Raw genomic sequence first — 16685 nt, forward strand, 5'->3', positions numbered from 1 at the left:
GCCGACCGTGGTGCATCCGTGATCCGATTCGACAACGTCTCCAAGTCCTATCCGAAGCAGAACCGCCCCGCCCTCCGGGAGGTCTCCCTGGAGATCGAGAAGGGGGAGTTCGTCTTCCTCGTCGGTTCCTCCGGCTCCGGAAAGTCGACTTTCCTTCGGCTGATCCTTCGCGAGGAGCGCGCCAGCCACGGCCAGGTGCACGTCCTCGGCAAGGACCTGGCCCGGCTCTCCAACTGGAAGGTGCCTCACATGCGCCGTCAGCTGGGGACGGTCTTCCAGGACTTCCGCCTGCTGCCCAACAAGACCGTCGCCGAGAACGTGGCCTTCGCCCAGGAGGTCATCGGCAAGCCGCGCGGCGAGATCCGCAAGGCCGTGCCCCAGGTCCTCGACCTCGTCGGCCTCGGCGGCAAGGAGGACCGCATGCCGGGCGAGCTCTCCGGCGGTGAGCAGCAACGCGTCGCCATCGCCCGGGCGTTCGTCAACCGGCCGATGCTGCTGATCGCCGACGAGCCCACCGGCAACCTCGACCCGCAGACCTCCGTCGGCATCATGAAGCTGCTCGACCGCATCAACAGGACAGGGACCACCGTCGTCATGGCGACCCACGACCAGAACATCGTCGACCAGATGCGCAAGCGCGTCATCGAGCTCGAAAAGGGCCGTCTCGTCCGCGACCAGGCGCGCGGCGTCTACGGATACCAGCACTGAGCAGGTAGGGGATAGAACACCATGCGCGCTCAGTTCGTGCTCTCCGAGATCGGTGTCGGTCTCCGGCGCAATCTCACGATGACCTTCGCCGTCATCGTCTCCGTGGCCCTCTCTCTCGCCCTCTTCGGCGGCGCGCTGCTCATGCGCGAGCAGGTCAGCACGATGAAGGACTACTGGTACGACAAGGTCAACGTCTCGATCTTCCTCTGCAACAAGAACGACGCGGCCACCTCCACCAAGTGCGCCAAGGGCGCGGTGACCGCGCAGCAGAAGGAGCAGATCGAGGCTGATCTGCAGAAGATGGACATCGTCGAGACCGTGCACCACGAGTCGACCGACGAGGCGTACAAGCACTACAAGGAGCAGTACAGCGACACCGCCATCGCCTCCGTCATCACGCCGGACCAGATGCAGGAGTCGTTCCGGGTCAAGCTGCACGACCCGGAGAAGTACAAGGTCGTGGCCACCGCCTTCGCCGGCCGGGACGGGGTCGAGTCCATCCAGGACCAGCGCAACATCCTGCAGAACCTCTTCGACCTGATGAACGGCATGAACATCGCCGCGCTCGGCGTCATGGGGCTGATGCTGGTCATCGCGCTGATGCTGATCGTCAACACGGTGCGCGTCTCCGCCTTCAGCCGACGGCGTGAGACCGGCATCATGCGGCTGGTCGGCGCCTCCAGCTTCTACATCCAGATGCCGTTCATCATGGAGGCCGCCTTCGCCGGACTCCTCGGGGGCGCCGTCGCCTGCATCATGCTGCTGGTCGGCCGTTACTTCCTGATCGACCACGGCATCGCGCTCGCCGACAAGATGCAGCTCGTCAACTTCATCGGCTGGGACGCCGTCCTCGCCAAGCTGCCGCTCGTCATCGCCATCGGCCTGCTGATGCCCGCCTTGGCCGCTTTCGTCGCGCTGCGCAAGTACCTCAAGGTGTGAGAAGAGCCGCCTGAGTACCCCGGGCGCCGTACGGTCAACCACCGTACGGCGCCTTCCGCTTGTCCTAGAGTGGGCGACATGCCGGTCGGCCCCGGGCTCCGTCCCGACCACTGTCTCCGGCCCCGCGGAGTCCTCCGTGGGGCCGCTTTGACGTTGGTCTTCGCGGGGGTGCTCGCCACCGCCGCAGCCACCGGGTCGCTGCCCCGGCAGCAGACGGACACGGCGAAGGCCGTACGGGCCGCGCCCTCGCGGGCGACCGTCGACCGGGCGACCGTCGACCGCGCCGCGCTCGCCCGCGCCGCCGCCGAGGCGATGGCCGACGGCAAGTCGGGTGAGAAGGCCGCCGAGGAGTTCGTCAGCCGCAGCGGCGACCGCTGGGGCGCGGTCTACGGCCCGCAGGAGTACGAGGAGTTCGAGCGGGCGCTGGACGGCTCGTACACGGGCGTCGGGCTCTCCGCGCGGAAGGCGGGCGCGGGGCGGGTCGAGATCAGCCGCGTGCGGGCCGGCGGACCCGCCGCCCGCGCCGGACTGCTCACCGGCGACCGTCTCGTGACCCTCGACGGCCGGCCCGTCGGCGGTCTCTCCGTCTCGGAGGTCGTCTCCCTGCTGCGCGGCGACGGCGTCCCCGGCTCCACCGTCGTGCTCGGCGTGGAGCGTGGCCGCGCCGCCTGGACCGTGACGTTGCGCCGGGCCCGGCTCGCCACCGAGGACGTCACCGTGCGCCGCCTCGACGACGGGACGGTCCTGATCAAGGTGTCCGCCTTCACCAAGGGCGCGGGTGAGCGGGTACGGGCGGCGGTACGGGCCGCTCCGGCCGGCGTCGGAGTCCTGCTGGACCTGCGCGGCAACCCCGGGGGCCTGGTCACCGAGGCCGCCGTCGCCGCCTCCGCCTTCCTGGACGGCGGCCTGGTCGCCACGTACGACGTCGACGGTGAGCAGCGCGCGGTGTACGCCCAGAGCGGCGGAGACACCGAGCGGCCCGTGGTGGCGCTCGTCGACGGCGGCACGATGAGCGCCGCCGAGCTCCTGACCGGCGCCCTGAAGGACCGGGGCCGGGCGGTCACCGTCGGTTCTCGCACCTTCGGCAAGGGCGCGGTGCAGATGCCGAGCACCCTGCCCGACGGCTCCGTCGCCGAGCTGACCGTCGGGCACTACCGCACTCCCTCCGGTCAGGGGGTGGACGGCCGCGGCATCACACCGGACCTGGCGGTCGGCGACGCCACGGGCGAACGGGCCGAGGAACGGGCGAGAACGGTATTGAGTGGCCTCGGAGGGGGCTCGTAGTGCGAAAATGGCCGCACTATGGCAAAGGGACTGGTCAACGTACAGGGCAAGCCGGCGGCGAAGAAGGACAAGGAGCCGGAGCGCAAGCTGATCGCGCAGAACAAGAAGGCGCGGCACGACTACCACATCATCGACACCTATGAGTGCGGTCTCGTGCTCATGGGCACCGAGGTGAAGTCGCTCAGGATGGGCCGGGCCTCGCTGGTCGACGGCTTCGTCCAGATCGACCGGGGCGAGGCGTGGCTGCACAACATCCACGTGCCCGAGTACTTCCAGGGCAGCTGGACCAACCACGCGGCGAAGCGGAAGCGGAAGCTTCTGATGCACCGCGAGGAGATCGACAAGCTGGAGTCGAAGGCGCAGGAGACGGGTCACACGATCGTGCCCCTCGCCCTCTACTTCCTGAACGGCCGGGTCAAGGTCGAGATCGCGCTCGCCAAGGGCAAGAAGGAGTACGACAAGCGGCAGACGCTCCGCGAGAAGCAGGACACGCGCGAGACGAACCGGGCGATCGCGGCGGCGAAGCGGCGCCAGCGGGCCGCTCAGGTCTGACCCGCTTCGGTCTGAGCGCTCCGGGCCCAGGGGAATACGCTGGCAACGGCCCCCGTTGTTCACGTACGATGGGCCCCGCACCTCGACAGCGGGTGCGTCTTGAAAAATCAACATGGGGATGATCGGTTTCGACAGCGGATGTCGAAGCAGGGGAAGCGTGTCGAGGAAGCGGCAATGATCTCGTAAACCATATGTCGCAACCAATAATCGCCAACTCCAAGAGCGATAACTCCCGCTTCGCCCTCGCTGCCTAATTTTTAGGTAACGAGTAGAAGCCTCTGTGAGGAGCGTCAGCCCGGGGATGGTCCCGACCCGGATCCTGGCGTCATCAAGGGATCTAAACCTCTAGCCCCGGTCACGGGGGCCTGAGGGAAATCAAACAGTGACTGAGCCCGTCGGAGACTTGTCCGCGTGATCTCCGGGGCTGAGAAACTCATAGCGGACTGCACACGGAGAAGCCCTGGTTCTGCACCGTTGGACGCGGGTTCGATTCCCGCCATCTCCACTCATCCCATGTGGGCCAAGGCCCGGCAGTCGTCCCGACGACCGCCGGGCCTTCGTCATGCGCCCGTGCTCCCGGCCCGAGGCCCGCCGTCCGGCGGAGCCCCCACCCTGGTCGCCGTGCAGAGAAGCAGGGCCAGGGCGGCCGAGGCCGTCGAGGCCAGGAAGGCGTAGGTCGTCGCCGGGGCGTGGTCGGCGGTCCAGCCGGCGGTGGCGGAGCCGACGGCGATGCCGCCGAGGAGGGCGGTCACCGCGAGGGTCATGCCCTCGTTGAGGCGGCCGGGCGGTGTCAGCCGCTGGACCAGGGACATGCCCGTCACCATCGTCGGGGCGGTCGCCATGCCCGCCGCCAGCAGGCCGGCCGCCAGCGCGAGGAGGGAGCCCGAGGAGGCCCCCAGGAACGGCAGCGTCATCAGACAGGCCATCGCCGCCAGGCAGCTGCGGAGGCGGACCGAGCGGCCCGTGCGGCCGTAGACCAGACCGGCCGCGCAGGAGCCCGCCGCCTGGAGGGCGAGGATCGGACCCGCCAGAGGGCCGTCCACGTGCGCCAGGGTGGCGACCTCCAGCGCGCCGAAGACCGCGCCCGTCGCCAGGAAGACGCCGAGCAGCGGCGTCATCCCCGGCGCCCGCACCAGGGAGCCGGCGGCCGTGGTGGCGCGAGGGGCCGGCGGCGGCTCGGTGGCCCGCTGGGCCGCGAAGATCAGGACGCCCGTGAGCAGCAGGACCGCCCCGATCAGCGTGCCCGCCTCCGGGAACAGCGCCGCGCAGAGGAAGGCGGCCAGGACCGGGCCCAGCATGAAGCACAGCTCGTCCGCGGCCTGCTCGAAGGCGTTGGCCGTGTGCAGGGACGCCGGGTCGCCCCGGTGGAGGTGGGCCCAGCGGGCGCGGGACATGCCGCCGGTGTTGGGCGTGGTGGCGGTCGCCGCGTAGGCGACGAACAGGCTCCAGGCCGGCGCCTCGTAGTGCACGCACAGCAGCAGGGCGAGCGAGCCGAGCGCGGCGAGCGCGGTGGCCGGCACCGCGACCCTGGCCTGTCCGTACCGGTCGACGAGCCGCGCCGTCCGCGGTGCGACGAGGGCGGTGGCGGCGAGCCCGGTCGCCGTCACCGCACCGGCCAGCGCGTACGAGCCGTACGCGCCGGCGATCATGATCACGGCGCTGACGCTGAACATCCCCATCGGCAGGCGGGCGAGCAGATTGCCGAGGGTGAAGGCGCGGGTGCCGGGCAGGGCGAAGAGCCGCAGGTAGGGGTTGGTGGACGGGCGGGTTTCGCGGTAACGGGGGGCGAGCGCGGGACCCGCCGGGGTGAGGGCGAGGCTGGGGGCGAGGCGCGGCTGCGGCATGGACGGGCTGGACGGCGTGGACGGGCTGGACGGCGTGGACGGTCTGGACGGCATGGATCAAGGTTCGGGCCGGGCGGGTCGCGCGGTCCAACACCTGCTCCGTGGCCATTCACGCGCCCGCGTTGTTGAATACGGGGTGCCCACTTCGTACGAGATCGAGCCCCGGCTCCTGCGCGCCTTCACCGCCGTCGCCGACGAGCTGCACTTCACCCGCGCCGCCGCCCGGCTCTACGTCGCCCAGCAGGCGCTCAGCCGCGACATCCGGCGCCTGGAGCGGGAGCTGGGCGTGGAGCTCTTCGTCCGGACCACCCGGCAGGTGGCGCTCACCCCGGACGGCGAGCGACTCCTCCCGTACGCGCGCAAGGTCCTGACGGCCTGCGACGAGCTCTCCGACGCCTTCCGGGCGGCGACCCGGCCGCTGCTCGTCGACCTCAACACCACGGACCTGGCGAACGGCCGCGTCCTGGAACGGGCCCGCGAACTCGCCCCCGACCAGGAGCTGATGGCCCGTTACGAGAGCGGCCTCACGGGGGCCGCGGCACAGATCCTCGCCGGGGGCCTCGACGTGTCCTTCGGCCGGTTCGGGGGGCTCGGCGCCGTCGAACGGGCGGGACTCGCCTCGCAGTTCGTACGGTACGAGGCGATGGCGGTGCTGCTGCCGGAGCGGCACCGGCTCGCGGACCTGGCGGCCGTACCGCTGGCCGCGCTGGCGGGCGAGAGCGTCTACGCGGCAGCGGGCAACGACCGTACGCGTGAGTGGACCGACCTGGCCGCCCGGCTCTTCGAGGGCCGGGGCATAGCCGTGGCGCCGCGCGCGCCGATGGCCGTGGGGAAGGAGGAGTTCCGCCGGATCATGGCCAAGCTCGGCATCCCCGCCCTCGTGGTGGTCGACTTCCCTCCCATCCCGGGGCACGTGCTGCGGCCCCTCGTCGATCCCGTGCCGCTGTCCCCGGTGAGCCTGGTGTGGCGCAAGGGCCTACGGCACCCGGCGCTCGACGCGCTGCGCGCGGCGGCGGCGGAGATCGGCGCGCGGGAGGGCTGGCTGGAGCGCCCCGAGGGCGCCTGGCTCCCGGAGGCGGAACCGGGCGTGCCGGCGGCCTGAGGGCGCGGCGTACGACATGAGGTCGGCCGCTCCGTGCCCTCGTGAACGGCCACCCCCGCCCCCGGGCGCTCACAGCAGCCGTCCGCGCCGGGTGAGAGCAAGGTTCCGTACCCGTCACTTCCCGCCACCGGTCTGAAACGCTGCCCGTCTAGCGTCGGCCGCAAGAGGTCCAGAGCATCTGGACGCTCGGGACCCGACACCGTGGAGGTACGTGATGGGCGGCCGGTGGATCGAACGGTGGGAGCCGGAGGACGAGACCTTCTGGCGTGAGAAGGGGGAGCGGATCGCACGACGGAATCTCCTCTTCTCAGTCTTCTCCGAGCACATCGGCTTCTCGATCTGGAGCCTGTGGTCGGTCATGGTCCTGTTCATGGGACCGCAGTACGGCATCGACCCTGCCGGAAAGTTCTTCCTGATCGCGACCGCCACCTTCGTCGGCGCGCTCATCCGCATCCCGTACACCTTCGCCGTCGCCCGGTTCGGCGGCCGGAACTGGACGATCTTCAGCGCGCTGCTGCTCCTCCTGCCGACCGGCTTCGCCTTCGCGGTGATGGAGCCGGGCACCTCGTACGGCACGTTCGTCCTGGTCGCGGCGCTGACCGGCGTCGGCGGCGGCAACTTCGCCTCCTCCATGACCAACATCAACGCCTTCTTCCCGCTGCGGAAGAAGGGCTGGGCGCTCGGCCTCAACGCGGGCGGCGGCAACATCGGCGTCCCGGTCGTGCAGCTCGTCGGCCTGCTCGTCATCGGCACCGCGGGCGCCCTGCACCCGCGGATCGTCCTCGGCGTCTACCTGCCGCTGGTCGTGGTCGCCGCGGTGTGCTCCGCGCTCTTCATGGACAACCTGGCCCCGGTCAAGAACGACACCGGCGCCGTCAAGGAGGCCGTGGCCGCCAAGCACACGTGGATCATGGCCTTCCTCTACGTCGGCACCTTCGGCTCCTTCATCGGCTACAGCTTCGCCTTCGGTCTCGTCCTGCAGACCCAGTTCGGCCGGACCCCGCTGCAGGCCGCCTCGCTCACCTTCATCGGCCCGCTGCTCGGCTCCCTGATCCGGCCCGTCGGCGGCTCGCTCGCCGACCGGCACGGCGGCGCCCGCATCACGCTGTGGACCTTCGTCACGATGGCCGCCGCGACCGGGATCGTCGTCTACGCCTCGGTCGTGGAGTCGCTCGCCGTCTTCCTGGTCGGCTTCATCGGACTCTTCGTCCTCAGCGGCCTCGGCAACGGCTCCACGTACAAGATGATCCCCGCGATCTTCCTCGCGCAGGGGCACCGCAAGGGGCTCTCCGGCGAGGCGGCGGAGGCGTACGGCCGCAGGCTCTCGGGGGCCTCCATGGGCCTGATCGGCGCGGTCGGCGCACTCGGCGGCCTCGGCATCAACCTCGCCTTCCGGCAGTCCTTCCAGACGGCCGGCACCGGCACCTCGGCCTTCGTCGCCTTCCTGCTCTTCTACGCCGCCTGCATCGTCGTGACCTGGGCGGTATACCTTCGCCGGCCGGCCGCCGTGCCGGACACGGCCGAGACGGCGGAGGCCGCGGAGGGCGAGAAGCCGCGGCTCGGTTACGCCGAGGTGTGATCCACGGTGGTCCGTAACGGCCAAGAAATACGGGCGAACCCAGTCTGTCACGCTTCACCGTCAGGCTCGGTCGTCATGTACGAGCAAGAGCAAGGTCCCCTCGCGGGGTTCACCGTCGGAGTCACGGCGGCGCGGCGCGCGGACGAGCTGAGCGCGCTCCTCCGCCGGCGTGGCGCGGCCGTCGTCCACGGTCCCGCGCTGCGGATCGTGCCGCTCGCGGACGACACCGACCTCCTCGCGGCGACCAAGGAACTCATCGACCACGCGCCCGACGTCGTCGTCGCCACCACGGCGATCGGCTTCCGGGGCTGGGTCGAGGCGGCGGACGGCTGGGGGTACGGCGAGGAGCTGCTCGACTGCCTTCGGGGCGTCGAGCTCCTCGCCCGCGGCCCCAAGGTCAAGGGCGCGGTCCGCGCGGCCGGGCTCAACGAGTCGTGGTCGCCGTCCTCCGAATCGATGGCCGAGGTCCTCGACCGGCTGCTCGGCGAGGGCGTCGCCGGGCGGCGGATCGCGCTCCAGCTGCACGGGGAGCCGCTGCCGGGCTTCGTGGAGTCGCTGACGGCGGCCGGCGCGGAGGTCGTCGGCGTCCCCGTCTACCGGTGGATGCCGCCGGAGGACCTCGGCCCGCTCGACCGGCTTCTCGACGGGGTGCTGACCGGCACCCTGGACGCGGTGACCTTCACCAGCGCCCCGGCCGCCGCGTCGCTGCTGACCCGGGCTGAGGACCGGGGGGTGCTGGCGGAGCTGCTGGCGGCGCTGCGGCACGAGGTGCTCGCGGTGTGCGTGGGTCCCGTGACGGCGCTGCCGCTGCAGGCGCACGGCATCGACACGCTCCAGCCGGAGCGCTTCCGGCTCGGGCCGCTGGTGCAGCTGCTCTGCCAGGAGCTGCCGTCCAGGGCCCGTACGCTCCCGGTGGCGGGGCACCGCATCGAGATCCGCGGCCACGCGGTCCTCGTCGACGGCTGCCTGCGCCCGGTGCCGCCCGCCGGGATGGCGCTGATCAACACCCTGGCCCGGCGCCCCGGCTGGGTCGTCTCCCGGGCCGACCTGCTGCGCGCCCTGCCGGGCGCGGGCCGCGACGAGCACGCCGTGGAGACGGCGATGGCCAGGCTCCGGACGGCCCTGGGCACGCCGAAGCTGATCCAGACGGTGGTGAAGCGGGGGTACCGGCTGGCGCTGGACCCGTCGGCGGACTCGAAGTACGGAGACGGGTAGCGGGCCGCCTGGGGGGCGGCGGCGGGTGGCGTGGTGGCCCGCCGGCCGTCGGGTGTGGCCCGGTGCCCGGCCGGACCGAGGCCGGCACGGCCCTCGCCGACCACGCCCGCCAGCGCCTCCTGGCCAAGAGCGGTTTGAGCGGATCGGCACCGGGCCCCGCTACCTGCACATCGACGGCGCCTGGCGCGACCACCACCTCTTCCAGCGCATCCTTCACGACAACCCGCCGCCGAGGGGCTAGTCGCGCACGACGGCCGGGTGCACTCTGGTCGGGCGCCCGAAGGGCTTCCGAACGCGAGGTGGTGACAGGGACATGACCGTACGGTTCGACTCCGGGCGGATCTGCCTGGACCTGGCCGCCCAGCCGCTCGACCGCACCGCGGCGATCGCGGCGCTCGGCCACTTCCTGCACACCACCGGACTCGTCCCGGCCGGCGCGGCACTGCGCGCGCTCGACGCCCAATGGGTCGCCCGCTTCAGCGAACTGCGCGACTGCGTCACCGCCCTGGTCGACGCCCAGCTCGACGGCGGGTGCGCCGAAGCCGGCCGTGCCGACCTGGCCCTGGAACGGCTCAACACCCTCGCCGCCGCCTCCCCGCCCCCGGCGCCCCGTGCCGTACGGACCGAAAGTGGCCTGCTCGTACGGGCGCCGGGCGACGCACCCGACTGCCGGGCCCTGCTCGCCGCCGTCGCCCGCGACGCCGTCGACCTGCTCACCGACCCGGTCGCACGCGCCCTGCTCCGACGGTGTGAGAGTGACGGATGCCACCGCTGCTACCTCGACACCTCCCGCGGGCGCCGACGCCGCTGGTGCTCCAGTGAGACCTGCGGTAACCGGGAACGCGTTGCCCGGCATCGGGCAGCCCGCCGCGCAAAGGTGACGGCCTGAAAAAATTCGCTTCCGCGTTGAGCACAACCCGCCCGCGCCGCGTACCACTTGGCGACCACAGGGGCTCGACCGGGAGGTGCAGGTGCGCAAGGATGCGGCCGTGGCCGATGACCGTCCGCATCGGGCCCGGCATCGCAGCGAGGAGAGACGCCTCCGACCCGCCGTCCCCGACGAGGAGTTGATGCGCTCTCTCTACCGCGAGCACGCCGGGCCCCTGCTCGCCTACGTGCTTCGCCTCGTCGCCGGTGACCGCCAGCGCGCCGAGGACGTCGTGCAGGAGACGCTCATCCGTGCCTGGAAGAACGCCGGTCAGCTCAACCGGGCGACCGGCTCTGTCAGACCCTGGCTGGTGACGGTCGCCCGGCGCATCGTCATCGACGGCCACCGAAGCCGGCAGGCCCGGCCGCAGGAGGTCGATCCGTCACCGCTCGAGGTCCTGCCCGCGGAGGACGAGATCGACAAGGCGCTGTGGCTGATGACGCTCTCTGACGCACTCGACGATTTGACCCCCGCCCACCGGGAAGTGTTGGTCGAGACCTACTTCAAGGGGCGTACCGTCAACGAGGCGGCCGAGACCCTCGGCATACCGGCCGGGACCGTGCGTTCCCGGGTGTTCTACGCACTGCGTTCGATGAAGCTCGCGCTGGAGGAGAGGGGGGTAACGGTATGACGACGCCACATGACGCGGCAGGTGCGTACGTGCTCGGCGTCCTGGACACCGCCGACGCCGCCGCGTTCGAAGCTCATCTCGCGGGCTGTGACGTGTGCGCCGCGCACGTAGAGGAATTCGCCGGCATGGAGCCCATGCTGGCGATGCTGGCGGAGGGACCCGCTCCGGCCCCCGACCCGCGTTCCACGGGCACGGCCCCCGGCCTGTACGCCGTCGATCCCGCCGCTCCCCTCGACCCGTACGCCGACGAAGCCTTCGACGCCTTCGCGCCCCGCCCACCCGCACCGGCGCGGTCGGCGCCCCCGGCCCGTACCCCCGAGCCCGCCGTCGCGGCCGTCTCCCCCGGACCGGGGCCCGAGCTCCTCGAACGGCTCATCGACGAGGTGGGCGCCCGGCGGGCCCGCTCGCGCCGCCGCGCCTTCGCCCTCGTCGCGGCCGTCGCCGTCCTCGTCGTCGGCGGCCCCGCCGTCGCCGTCGTCGCCACCTCCAGCGGCGAGAAGGAGAACCGGGCCGTCGAACCCCACCCGACCAGCCCCGCCGAGGACGCCTTCTTCCGCCACATGGAGGAGAAGATCGGGGCCACCGACCCGGTCACCAAGGTCAGCGCCACCGTCGGCATGGAGAAGAAGGGCTGGGGCACCCACACCGTCCTGGAGCTCAAGAACGTCAAGGGCCCCCTGAAGTGCCGGCTCGTCGCCGTCTCCAAGACCGGCGACGAGGAGGTCGTCACCTCCTGGGCGGTGCCGAAGTGGGGGTACGGCATCCCCGGCGCCACCCAGGAGAGCGCCAGGAACCCGCTGTACGTGCACGGCGGAGCGGCCATGGACCGGGGCGACATCGACCACTTCGAGGTCCGGACCTTCGACGGCACCTCTCTGGTGGAGGTCGACGCCTGACATACGCCCCCGCGTGGCATAAGCTCGACGGCTGCCCAGTGCACATCAGAAGGGGGCCTCGGTGGCCGCGCAGGAAGCCGTCGATACGGTCCGGGACCGCGAGATCGGTGTCGAACAGGAACATCTTGATCAGGTCTACCGCCGTCTCGAGGAGAAGATCCACGAGGCGGAGTTCCTGATGCACGACGCCGCCAAGCGCGGCCAGGTCGGCACGCCCGGCGCACTCGCCGAACGGGACGCCCAGGTCTTCCGGGCCGGCGTCCATCTCAATCGGCTGAACAACGAGTTCGAGGACTTCCTCTTCGGCAGGATCGACCTGCTGTACGGCAAGGACGGCAAGAAGGGGCCCGACGGCGCGTACACCTCCGTCGAGCCCGCCGAGGACGCCGTGCGGTCCGACGGCACCCATCAGTACGCCGACATCGGGGAGACCCTCCACATCGGCCGGATCGGCGTCCTCGACTCCGACTACGCGCCGCTGGTCATCGACTGGCGCGCCCCCGCCGCGGCCCCCTTCTACCGCTCCACCCCGGTCGACCCGGGCCGTGTGGTGCGCCGAAGGGTCATCCGCTCCAAGGGCCGCAAGGTCCTCGGCGTCGAGGACGACCTGATGCGCCCCGAGCTGAAGGCCACCCTCGACGGGCGCGAGCTGCCGGTGATCGGCGACGGCGCCCTGATGGCCGCGCTCGGCCAGGCCCGCAGCCACACCATGCGGGACATCGTCTCCTCCATCCAGGCCGAGCAGGACCTGGTCATCCGCGCCCCCGCCGCCTCCGTGACGTACGTCGAGGGCGGCCCGGGCACCGGCAAGACCGCCGTCGCCCTCCACCGGGCGGCCTACCTGCTCTACCAGGACCGGCGGCGGTACGCGGGCGGCATCCTGATCGTCTCCCCGACCCCGCTGCTCGTCTCGTACACCGAAGGCGTGCTGCCCTCGCTCGGCGAGGAGGGCCAGGTCGCCATCCGCGCCCTCGGCTCGCTCGTCGACGGCGTGGAGGCCACCGCGTACGACGATCCGGCCGTCGCCCGCGTCAAGGGCTCCTCCCGCATGGTCGCCGTCCTGCGCAAGGCGGCCCGTGGCGCCCTGGAGACCCCGGCGCCGAAGCCGGCCCCCGGCGACCGCTCCGGCCAGCTCTCCTTCGGAGAGGAGGAGGACGCCGCCCCGGCCCCCGCCGGTACCCCCACCCGCCTGCGGGTCGTCGCCTTCGGCCGACGCCTGGAGCTGGAGGCCGACGAGCTCCAGCGCATCCGGCACAACGTCCTCGGCGGCTCCGCCCCCGTGAACCTGCTGCGTCCGCGCGCGCGCCGGCTGCTGCTCGACGCGCTGTACGCCAAGTCCGGCGCCGTAGGCCGGCACAGCGACCCCGAGCTCGCCGCCGAGCTGCGCTCCTCCTTCGACGAGGACGTCTCCACCGAGGACTCCTTCCTCGCCTTCCTCGACGCCTGGTGGCCCGAGCTCACCCCGCGCCGGGTACTCGACGCGATGGCCGACGAGAAGCGCCTGGGCCGCTGGGCCCGGCGGATCCTCAACCCGGGCGAGGTCCGGCGCCTCGCGCGCTCCCTGCGCCGCGACGCCCTGTCCGTCCACGACGTGGCGCTCCTCGACGAGCTGGGCACCCTCCTGGGCGCCCCGGCCCGGCCCCGCAAGAAGCGGGAGTACGACCCGCTGGACCAGCTGACGGGGCTCGAGGAGCTGATGCCCGTACGCGAGGAGACGCAGCGCGAGCGGGCCGAGCGGCTCGCGGCGGAGCGCGTCGAGTACGCGCACGTCATCGTCGACGAGGCCCAGGACCTCACGCCCATGCAGTGGCGGATGGTCGGGCGCCGCGGCCGGCACGCGACCTGGACGGTCGTGGGCGACCCGGCGCAGTCCTCATGGTCGACCCCGGACGAGGCGGCCGAGGCCCGGGACGAGGCGCTCGGCAGCCGGCCGCGCCGCCGCTTCGAGCTGACCGTGAACTACCGCAACCCGGCGGAGATCGCCGAGCTGGCCGCCAAGGTTCTCGCCCTCGCCATGCCGGGCAAGGAGTCGCCGCGGGCGGTCCGCTCCACGGGGGTGGAGCCGCGGTTCGTCGCCGTGGGCCAGAAGGAGGAGTTGGCCGAAACCGTACGGTCGGAGGCGGCCCGGCTGCTGGAGCGGGTGGAGGGCACGGTCGGTGTCGTGGTCGCCATGAACCGGCGCGAACAGGCCGCCCGCTGGCTGGCCGGTCTCGGCGACCGGGTGGTGGCGCTCGGCTCCCTGGAGGCCAAGGGCCTGGAGTACGACGCCACGGTGGTGGTCTCGCCCGCGGAGATCGCGGACGAGTCCCCGGCCGGGCTGCGCGTGCTGTACGTGGCGCTGACCCGGGCCACCCAGCAGCTGACGGTGATCTCGGGCGCCCGGGACGTACCGGACGCGGACGGTGTCCCGGATCTCCTGAGGGAGTGAGGGCGGGGGCTCACGGGGGCTGATTCAGGTCAACCCGCGCGGGAGGAATCACTTACCAGGGTGGTTTGTTAGCCTTGTGGTGGCACCGGCTCGATCCAAGCCCCCGGGCCCAACCTTCGTCCCTCAGAGGGACCACTTGCCGCGAGGCGAGCATGGCGGGTCGGTGCCACTTGACGTAGACACAGAAGAGGTCCGTGTCACCCCCGGGTGACACGGACCTCTTCTGTTTGCCCGCCGTTTCTCGTATGGTGGAAAATACTTTCCGAAAACAAAATGACCGTATTACCTGCTACCGGCAGGTAGGTGCGACCATCGGAGGGCGCCGCCGGGCGACCAGCCGGGGTGGCGTAGCAACGAAGCTCAGGGAAAGCAGAGGAACTCGGCCATGGCAACGGCGCCCAGCGTCTCGTACTCGATGACGGTCCGGCTGGAGGTTCCCGCGAGCGGGACCGCGGTCTCCCAGCTCACCACGGCGGTGGAGTCCCACGGCGGTTCCGTCACCGGCCTCGACGTGACCGCCTCCGGCCACGAGAAGCTCCGGATCGACGTCACCATCGCCGCGACCTCCACCGCGCACGCCGACGAGATCGTCGAGCAGCTGCGCGGCATCGAGGGCGTCACGCTGGGCAAGGTCTCCGACCGTACGTTCCTGATGCACCTCGGCGGCAAGATCGAGATGGCGTCCAAGCACCCCATCCGCAACCGCGACGACCTCTCCATGATCTACACCCCGGGTGTGGCCCGGGTCTGCATGGCGATCGCGGAGAACCCCGAGGACGCCCGCCGCCTCACCATCAAGCGCAACTCCGTCGCGGTCGTGACCGACGGCTCCGCCGTCCTCGGCCTCGGCAACATCGGCCCGATGGCCGCGCTGCCGGTCATGGAGGGCAAGGCGGCCCTCTTCAAGCGCTTCGCCGGCATCGACGCGTGGCCCATCTGCCTCGACACCCAGGACACCGACGAGATCGTCGCGATCGTCAAGGCCATCGCCCCCGGCTTCGCGGGCATCAACCTCGAGGACATCTCGGCCCCCCGCTGCTTCGAGATCGAGGCCCGGCTGCGCGAGGCCCTCGACATCCCCGTCTTCCACGACGACCAGCACGGCACCGCGATCGTCGTCCTCGCCGCCCTCACCAACGCCCTGCGCGTGGTGGGCAAGGGCATCGGCGACGTCCGTGTCGTGATGTCCGGCGCCGGCGCGGCCGGTACGGCCATCCTCAAGCTGCTCATCGCCGCCGGCGTCAAGCACGCCGTCGTCGCCGACATCCACGGTGTCGTGCACGCCGGCCGCCCCGACCTCGTCGACGCCGCTCCCGGCACGCCGCTGCGCTGGATCGCGGACAACACCAACCCCGAAGGCGTCACCGGCACCCTCAAGCAGGCCGTGGCCGGCGCCGACGTGTTCATCGGTGTCTCCGCCCCCAACGTGCTCGGCGCGGACGACGTCGCCGCCATGGCGGAGGGTGCGATCGTCTTCGCGCTCGCGAACCCGGACCCCGAGGTCGACCCGGCGATCGCCCGCCAGACGGCCGCCGTCGTCGCCACCGGACGCTCGGACTTCCCCAACCAGATCAACAACGTGCTGGTCTTCCCCGGCGTCTTTCGCGGCCTGCTCGACGCCCAGTCCCGCACGGTCAACACGGAGATGATGCTGGCCGCCGCCACCGCGCTCGCCGACGTCGTCACCGAGGAGGAGCTGAACCCCAACTACATCATCCCCTCCGTCTTCAACGACAAGGTCGCGGGCGCCGTCGCCGGTGCCGTTCGCAACGCCGCGAAGGCGGCCGGAGCGGGCGCGGACAGCGGTACCCAGGGGCTGTGACCGGCACCACGTCCGCCCGGGGACGGCGCGTCGCGAGTCGCCGCGCCGTAAACCCGCCTTTAGGGTGGCGGTTCGGCTCCAAAGAGTTTCCGCGGAGTCGACGGAACGTCACCACGTCAGAGGCCGTGGCGCTTTTCGTGTGACCCCGGAGGGTGCCGGATTGGCGTTCCCGCCGCTGGTGGGGGCAGGATGCCTATTCGGGCGCGAGGGTCTGTCAGCAGACCCGGGTCCGGGGACTGTCCGAGGGCCCTGGCAGCATCGGCTTCGATCTCACGCCTCACAGGCAAGAAGAACACGGGAGTAACAACATGAACCGCAGTGAGCTGGTGGCCGCCCTGGCCGACCGCGCCGAGGTGACCCGCAAGGACGCCGACGCCGTGCTGGCCGCTCTCGCCGAGACCGTCGGTGAGGTCGTCGCCAAGGGCGACGAGAAGGTCACCATCCCCGGCTTCCTGACCTTCGAGCGCACCCACCGTGCCGCTCGCACCGCTCGTAACCCGCAGACCGGCGACCCGATCAACATCCCGGCCGGCTACAGCGTGAAGGTCTCCGCGGGCTCGAAGCTCAAGGAAGCCGCCAAGGGCAAGTAAGGCAGCCTGTAGGCAGTAGAAAGGGCGGCCACCCTGTCAGGGGGTGGCCGCCCTCTCGTTTGCCTCTGTACGGGCCTCCAGGGGCCTGTACGGGCCGGAGAAGCGCCGGCACAGGCCCGTAGGGGCCCGGGAAGAAGCGCCTGTACGGGCCCGTGTGCCGGGGAAGC

General features: G+C 71.5%; 14 protein-coding genes, 1 other RNA gene and 1 pseudogene. 15 read left to right on the forward strand and 1 reads right to left on the reverse strand.

Going from position 1 to position 16685, the window contains the following annotated elements:
- Positions 1 to 18: 18 nt before the first annotated feature.
- The 5 genes from ftsE (at position 19) to ssrA (ending at position 3991) form a co-directional block, all read left to right on the forward strand.
- Positions 19 to 708: a cell division ATP-binding protein FtsE gene (ftsE, locus tag IE136_RS19365; protein WP_147978208.1), complete on the forward strand. Its 690-nt coding sequence runs from the start codon at positions 19 to 21 to the stop codon at positions 706 to 708.
- A 21-nt stretch (positions 709 to 729) separates the two neighbouring features.
- A complete protein-coding gene (gene ftsX / locus IE136_RS19370) occupies positions 730 to 1647 on the forward strand; it encodes a permease-like cell division protein FtsX (RefSeq protein ID WP_158987803.1) in 918 nt (305 codons plus the stop codon).
- 78 nt (positions 1648 to 1725) lie between these two features.
- Complete coding sequence (locus IE136_RS19375; protein WP_158987801.1) at positions 1726 to 2931, forward strand: S41 family peptidase; 1206 nt, start codon at positions 1726 to 1728, stop codon at positions 2929 to 2931.
- A gap of 18 nt (positions 2932 to 2949) precedes the next feature.
- Entirely contained in the window at positions 2950 to 3483 is a 534-nt protein-coding gene (smpB, locus tag IE136_RS19380) for an SsrA-binding protein SmpB (protein ID WP_158987798.1), read from the forward strand.
- A gap of 114 nt (positions 3484 to 3597) precedes the next feature.
- Positions 3598 to 3991: a transfer-messenger RNA gene (ssrA, locus tag IE136_RS19385) on the forward strand.
- Positions 3992 to 4043: 52 nt separating this feature from the next.
- Here the strand turns inward: ssrA and IE136_RS19390 are convergent.
- Positions 4044 to 5327 carry an MFS transporter gene (locus IE136_RS19390; RefSeq protein WP_229818964.1) on the reverse strand — a complete coding sequence of 428 codons (1284 nt, stop codon included), beginning with the start codon at positions 5325 to 5327 and terminating at the stop codon, positions 4044 to 4046.
- Between IE136_RS19390 and IE136_RS19395 the strand changes: the two genes are divergently transcribed.
- The 10 genes and pseudogenes from IE136_RS19395 (at position 5326) to IE136_RS19435 (ending at position 16518) form a co-directional block, all read left to right on the forward strand.
- Entirely contained in the window at positions 5326 to 6429 is a 1104-nt protein-coding gene (locus IE136_RS19395) for a LysR family transcriptional regulator (protein ID WP_229818965.1), read from the forward strand. The two genes, IE136_RS19390 and IE136_RS19395, sit on opposite strands and share 2 nt — an antisense overlap.
- Before the next feature lie 214 nt (positions 6430 to 6643).
- Complete coding sequence (locus tag IE136_RS19400) at positions 6644 to 8008, forward strand: nitrate/nitrite transporter (protein WP_158987796.1); 1365 nt, start codon at positions 6644 to 6646, stop codon at positions 8006 to 8008.
- 75 nt (positions 8009 to 8083) lie between these two features.
- Positions 8084 to 9223: a uroporphyrinogen-III synthase gene (locus IE136_RS19405; RefSeq protein WP_158987794.1), complete on the forward strand. Its 1140-nt coding sequence runs from the start codon at positions 8084 to 8086 to the stop codon at positions 9221 to 9223.
- A gap of 71 nt (positions 9224 to 9294) precedes the next feature.
- A pseudogene (locus IE136_RS35810) lies at positions 9295 to 9464 on the forward strand (GNAT family N-acetyltransferase); the annotation flags it as partial.
- A gap of 72 nt (positions 9465 to 9536) precedes the next feature.
- Positions 9537 to 10112: a CGNR zinc finger domain-containing protein gene (locus tag IE136_RS19410; RefSeq protein WP_189600954.1), complete on the forward strand. Its 576-nt coding sequence runs from the start codon at positions 9537 to 9539 to the stop codon at positions 10110 to 10112.
- Between the two features lie 76 nt (positions 10113 to 10188).
- A complete protein-coding gene (locus IE136_RS19415; RefSeq protein ID WP_189600955.1) occupies positions 10189 to 10782 on the forward strand; it encodes a sigma-70 family RNA polymerase sigma factor in 594 nt (197 codons plus the stop codon).
- The gene (locus IE136_RS19420) at positions 10779 to 11678 is read left to right on the forward strand and encodes an anti-sigma factor family protein (protein ID WP_189600956.1); all 900 of its coding nucleotides are present in this window, start codon (positions 10779 to 10781) and stop codon (positions 11676 to 11678) included. The genes IE136_RS19415 and IE136_RS19420 overlap by 4 nt, the downstream gene beginning before the upstream one ends.
- 61 nt (positions 11679 to 11739) lie before the next feature.
- On the forward strand, positions 11740 to 14106 hold the full coding sequence (locus IE136_RS19425) for a HelD family protein (protein WP_189600957.1): 2367 nt from the start codon (positions 11740 to 11742) through the stop codon (positions 14104 to 14106).
- Positions 14107 to 14491: 385 nt separating this feature from the next.
- Complete coding sequence (locus tag IE136_RS19430; RefSeq protein ID WP_158987785.1) at positions 14492 to 15928, forward strand: NAD-dependent malic enzyme; 1437 nt, start codon at positions 14492 to 14494, stop codon at positions 15926 to 15928.
- A 308-nt stretch (positions 15929 to 16236) separates the two neighbouring features.
- Positions 16237 to 16518, forward strand: a complete 282-nt coding sequence (locus tag IE136_RS19435) for an HU family DNA-binding protein (RefSeq protein WP_017237029.1) — start codon at positions 16237 to 16239, stop codon at positions 16516 to 16518.
- Positions 16519 to 16685: the final 167 nt, after the last annotated feature.

Source organism: Streptomyces lateritius (genome assembly GCF_014649715.1).
Classification (GTDB): domain Bacteria; phylum Actinomycetota; class Actinomycetes; order Streptomycetales; family Streptomycetaceae; genus Streptomyces; species Streptomyces lateritius.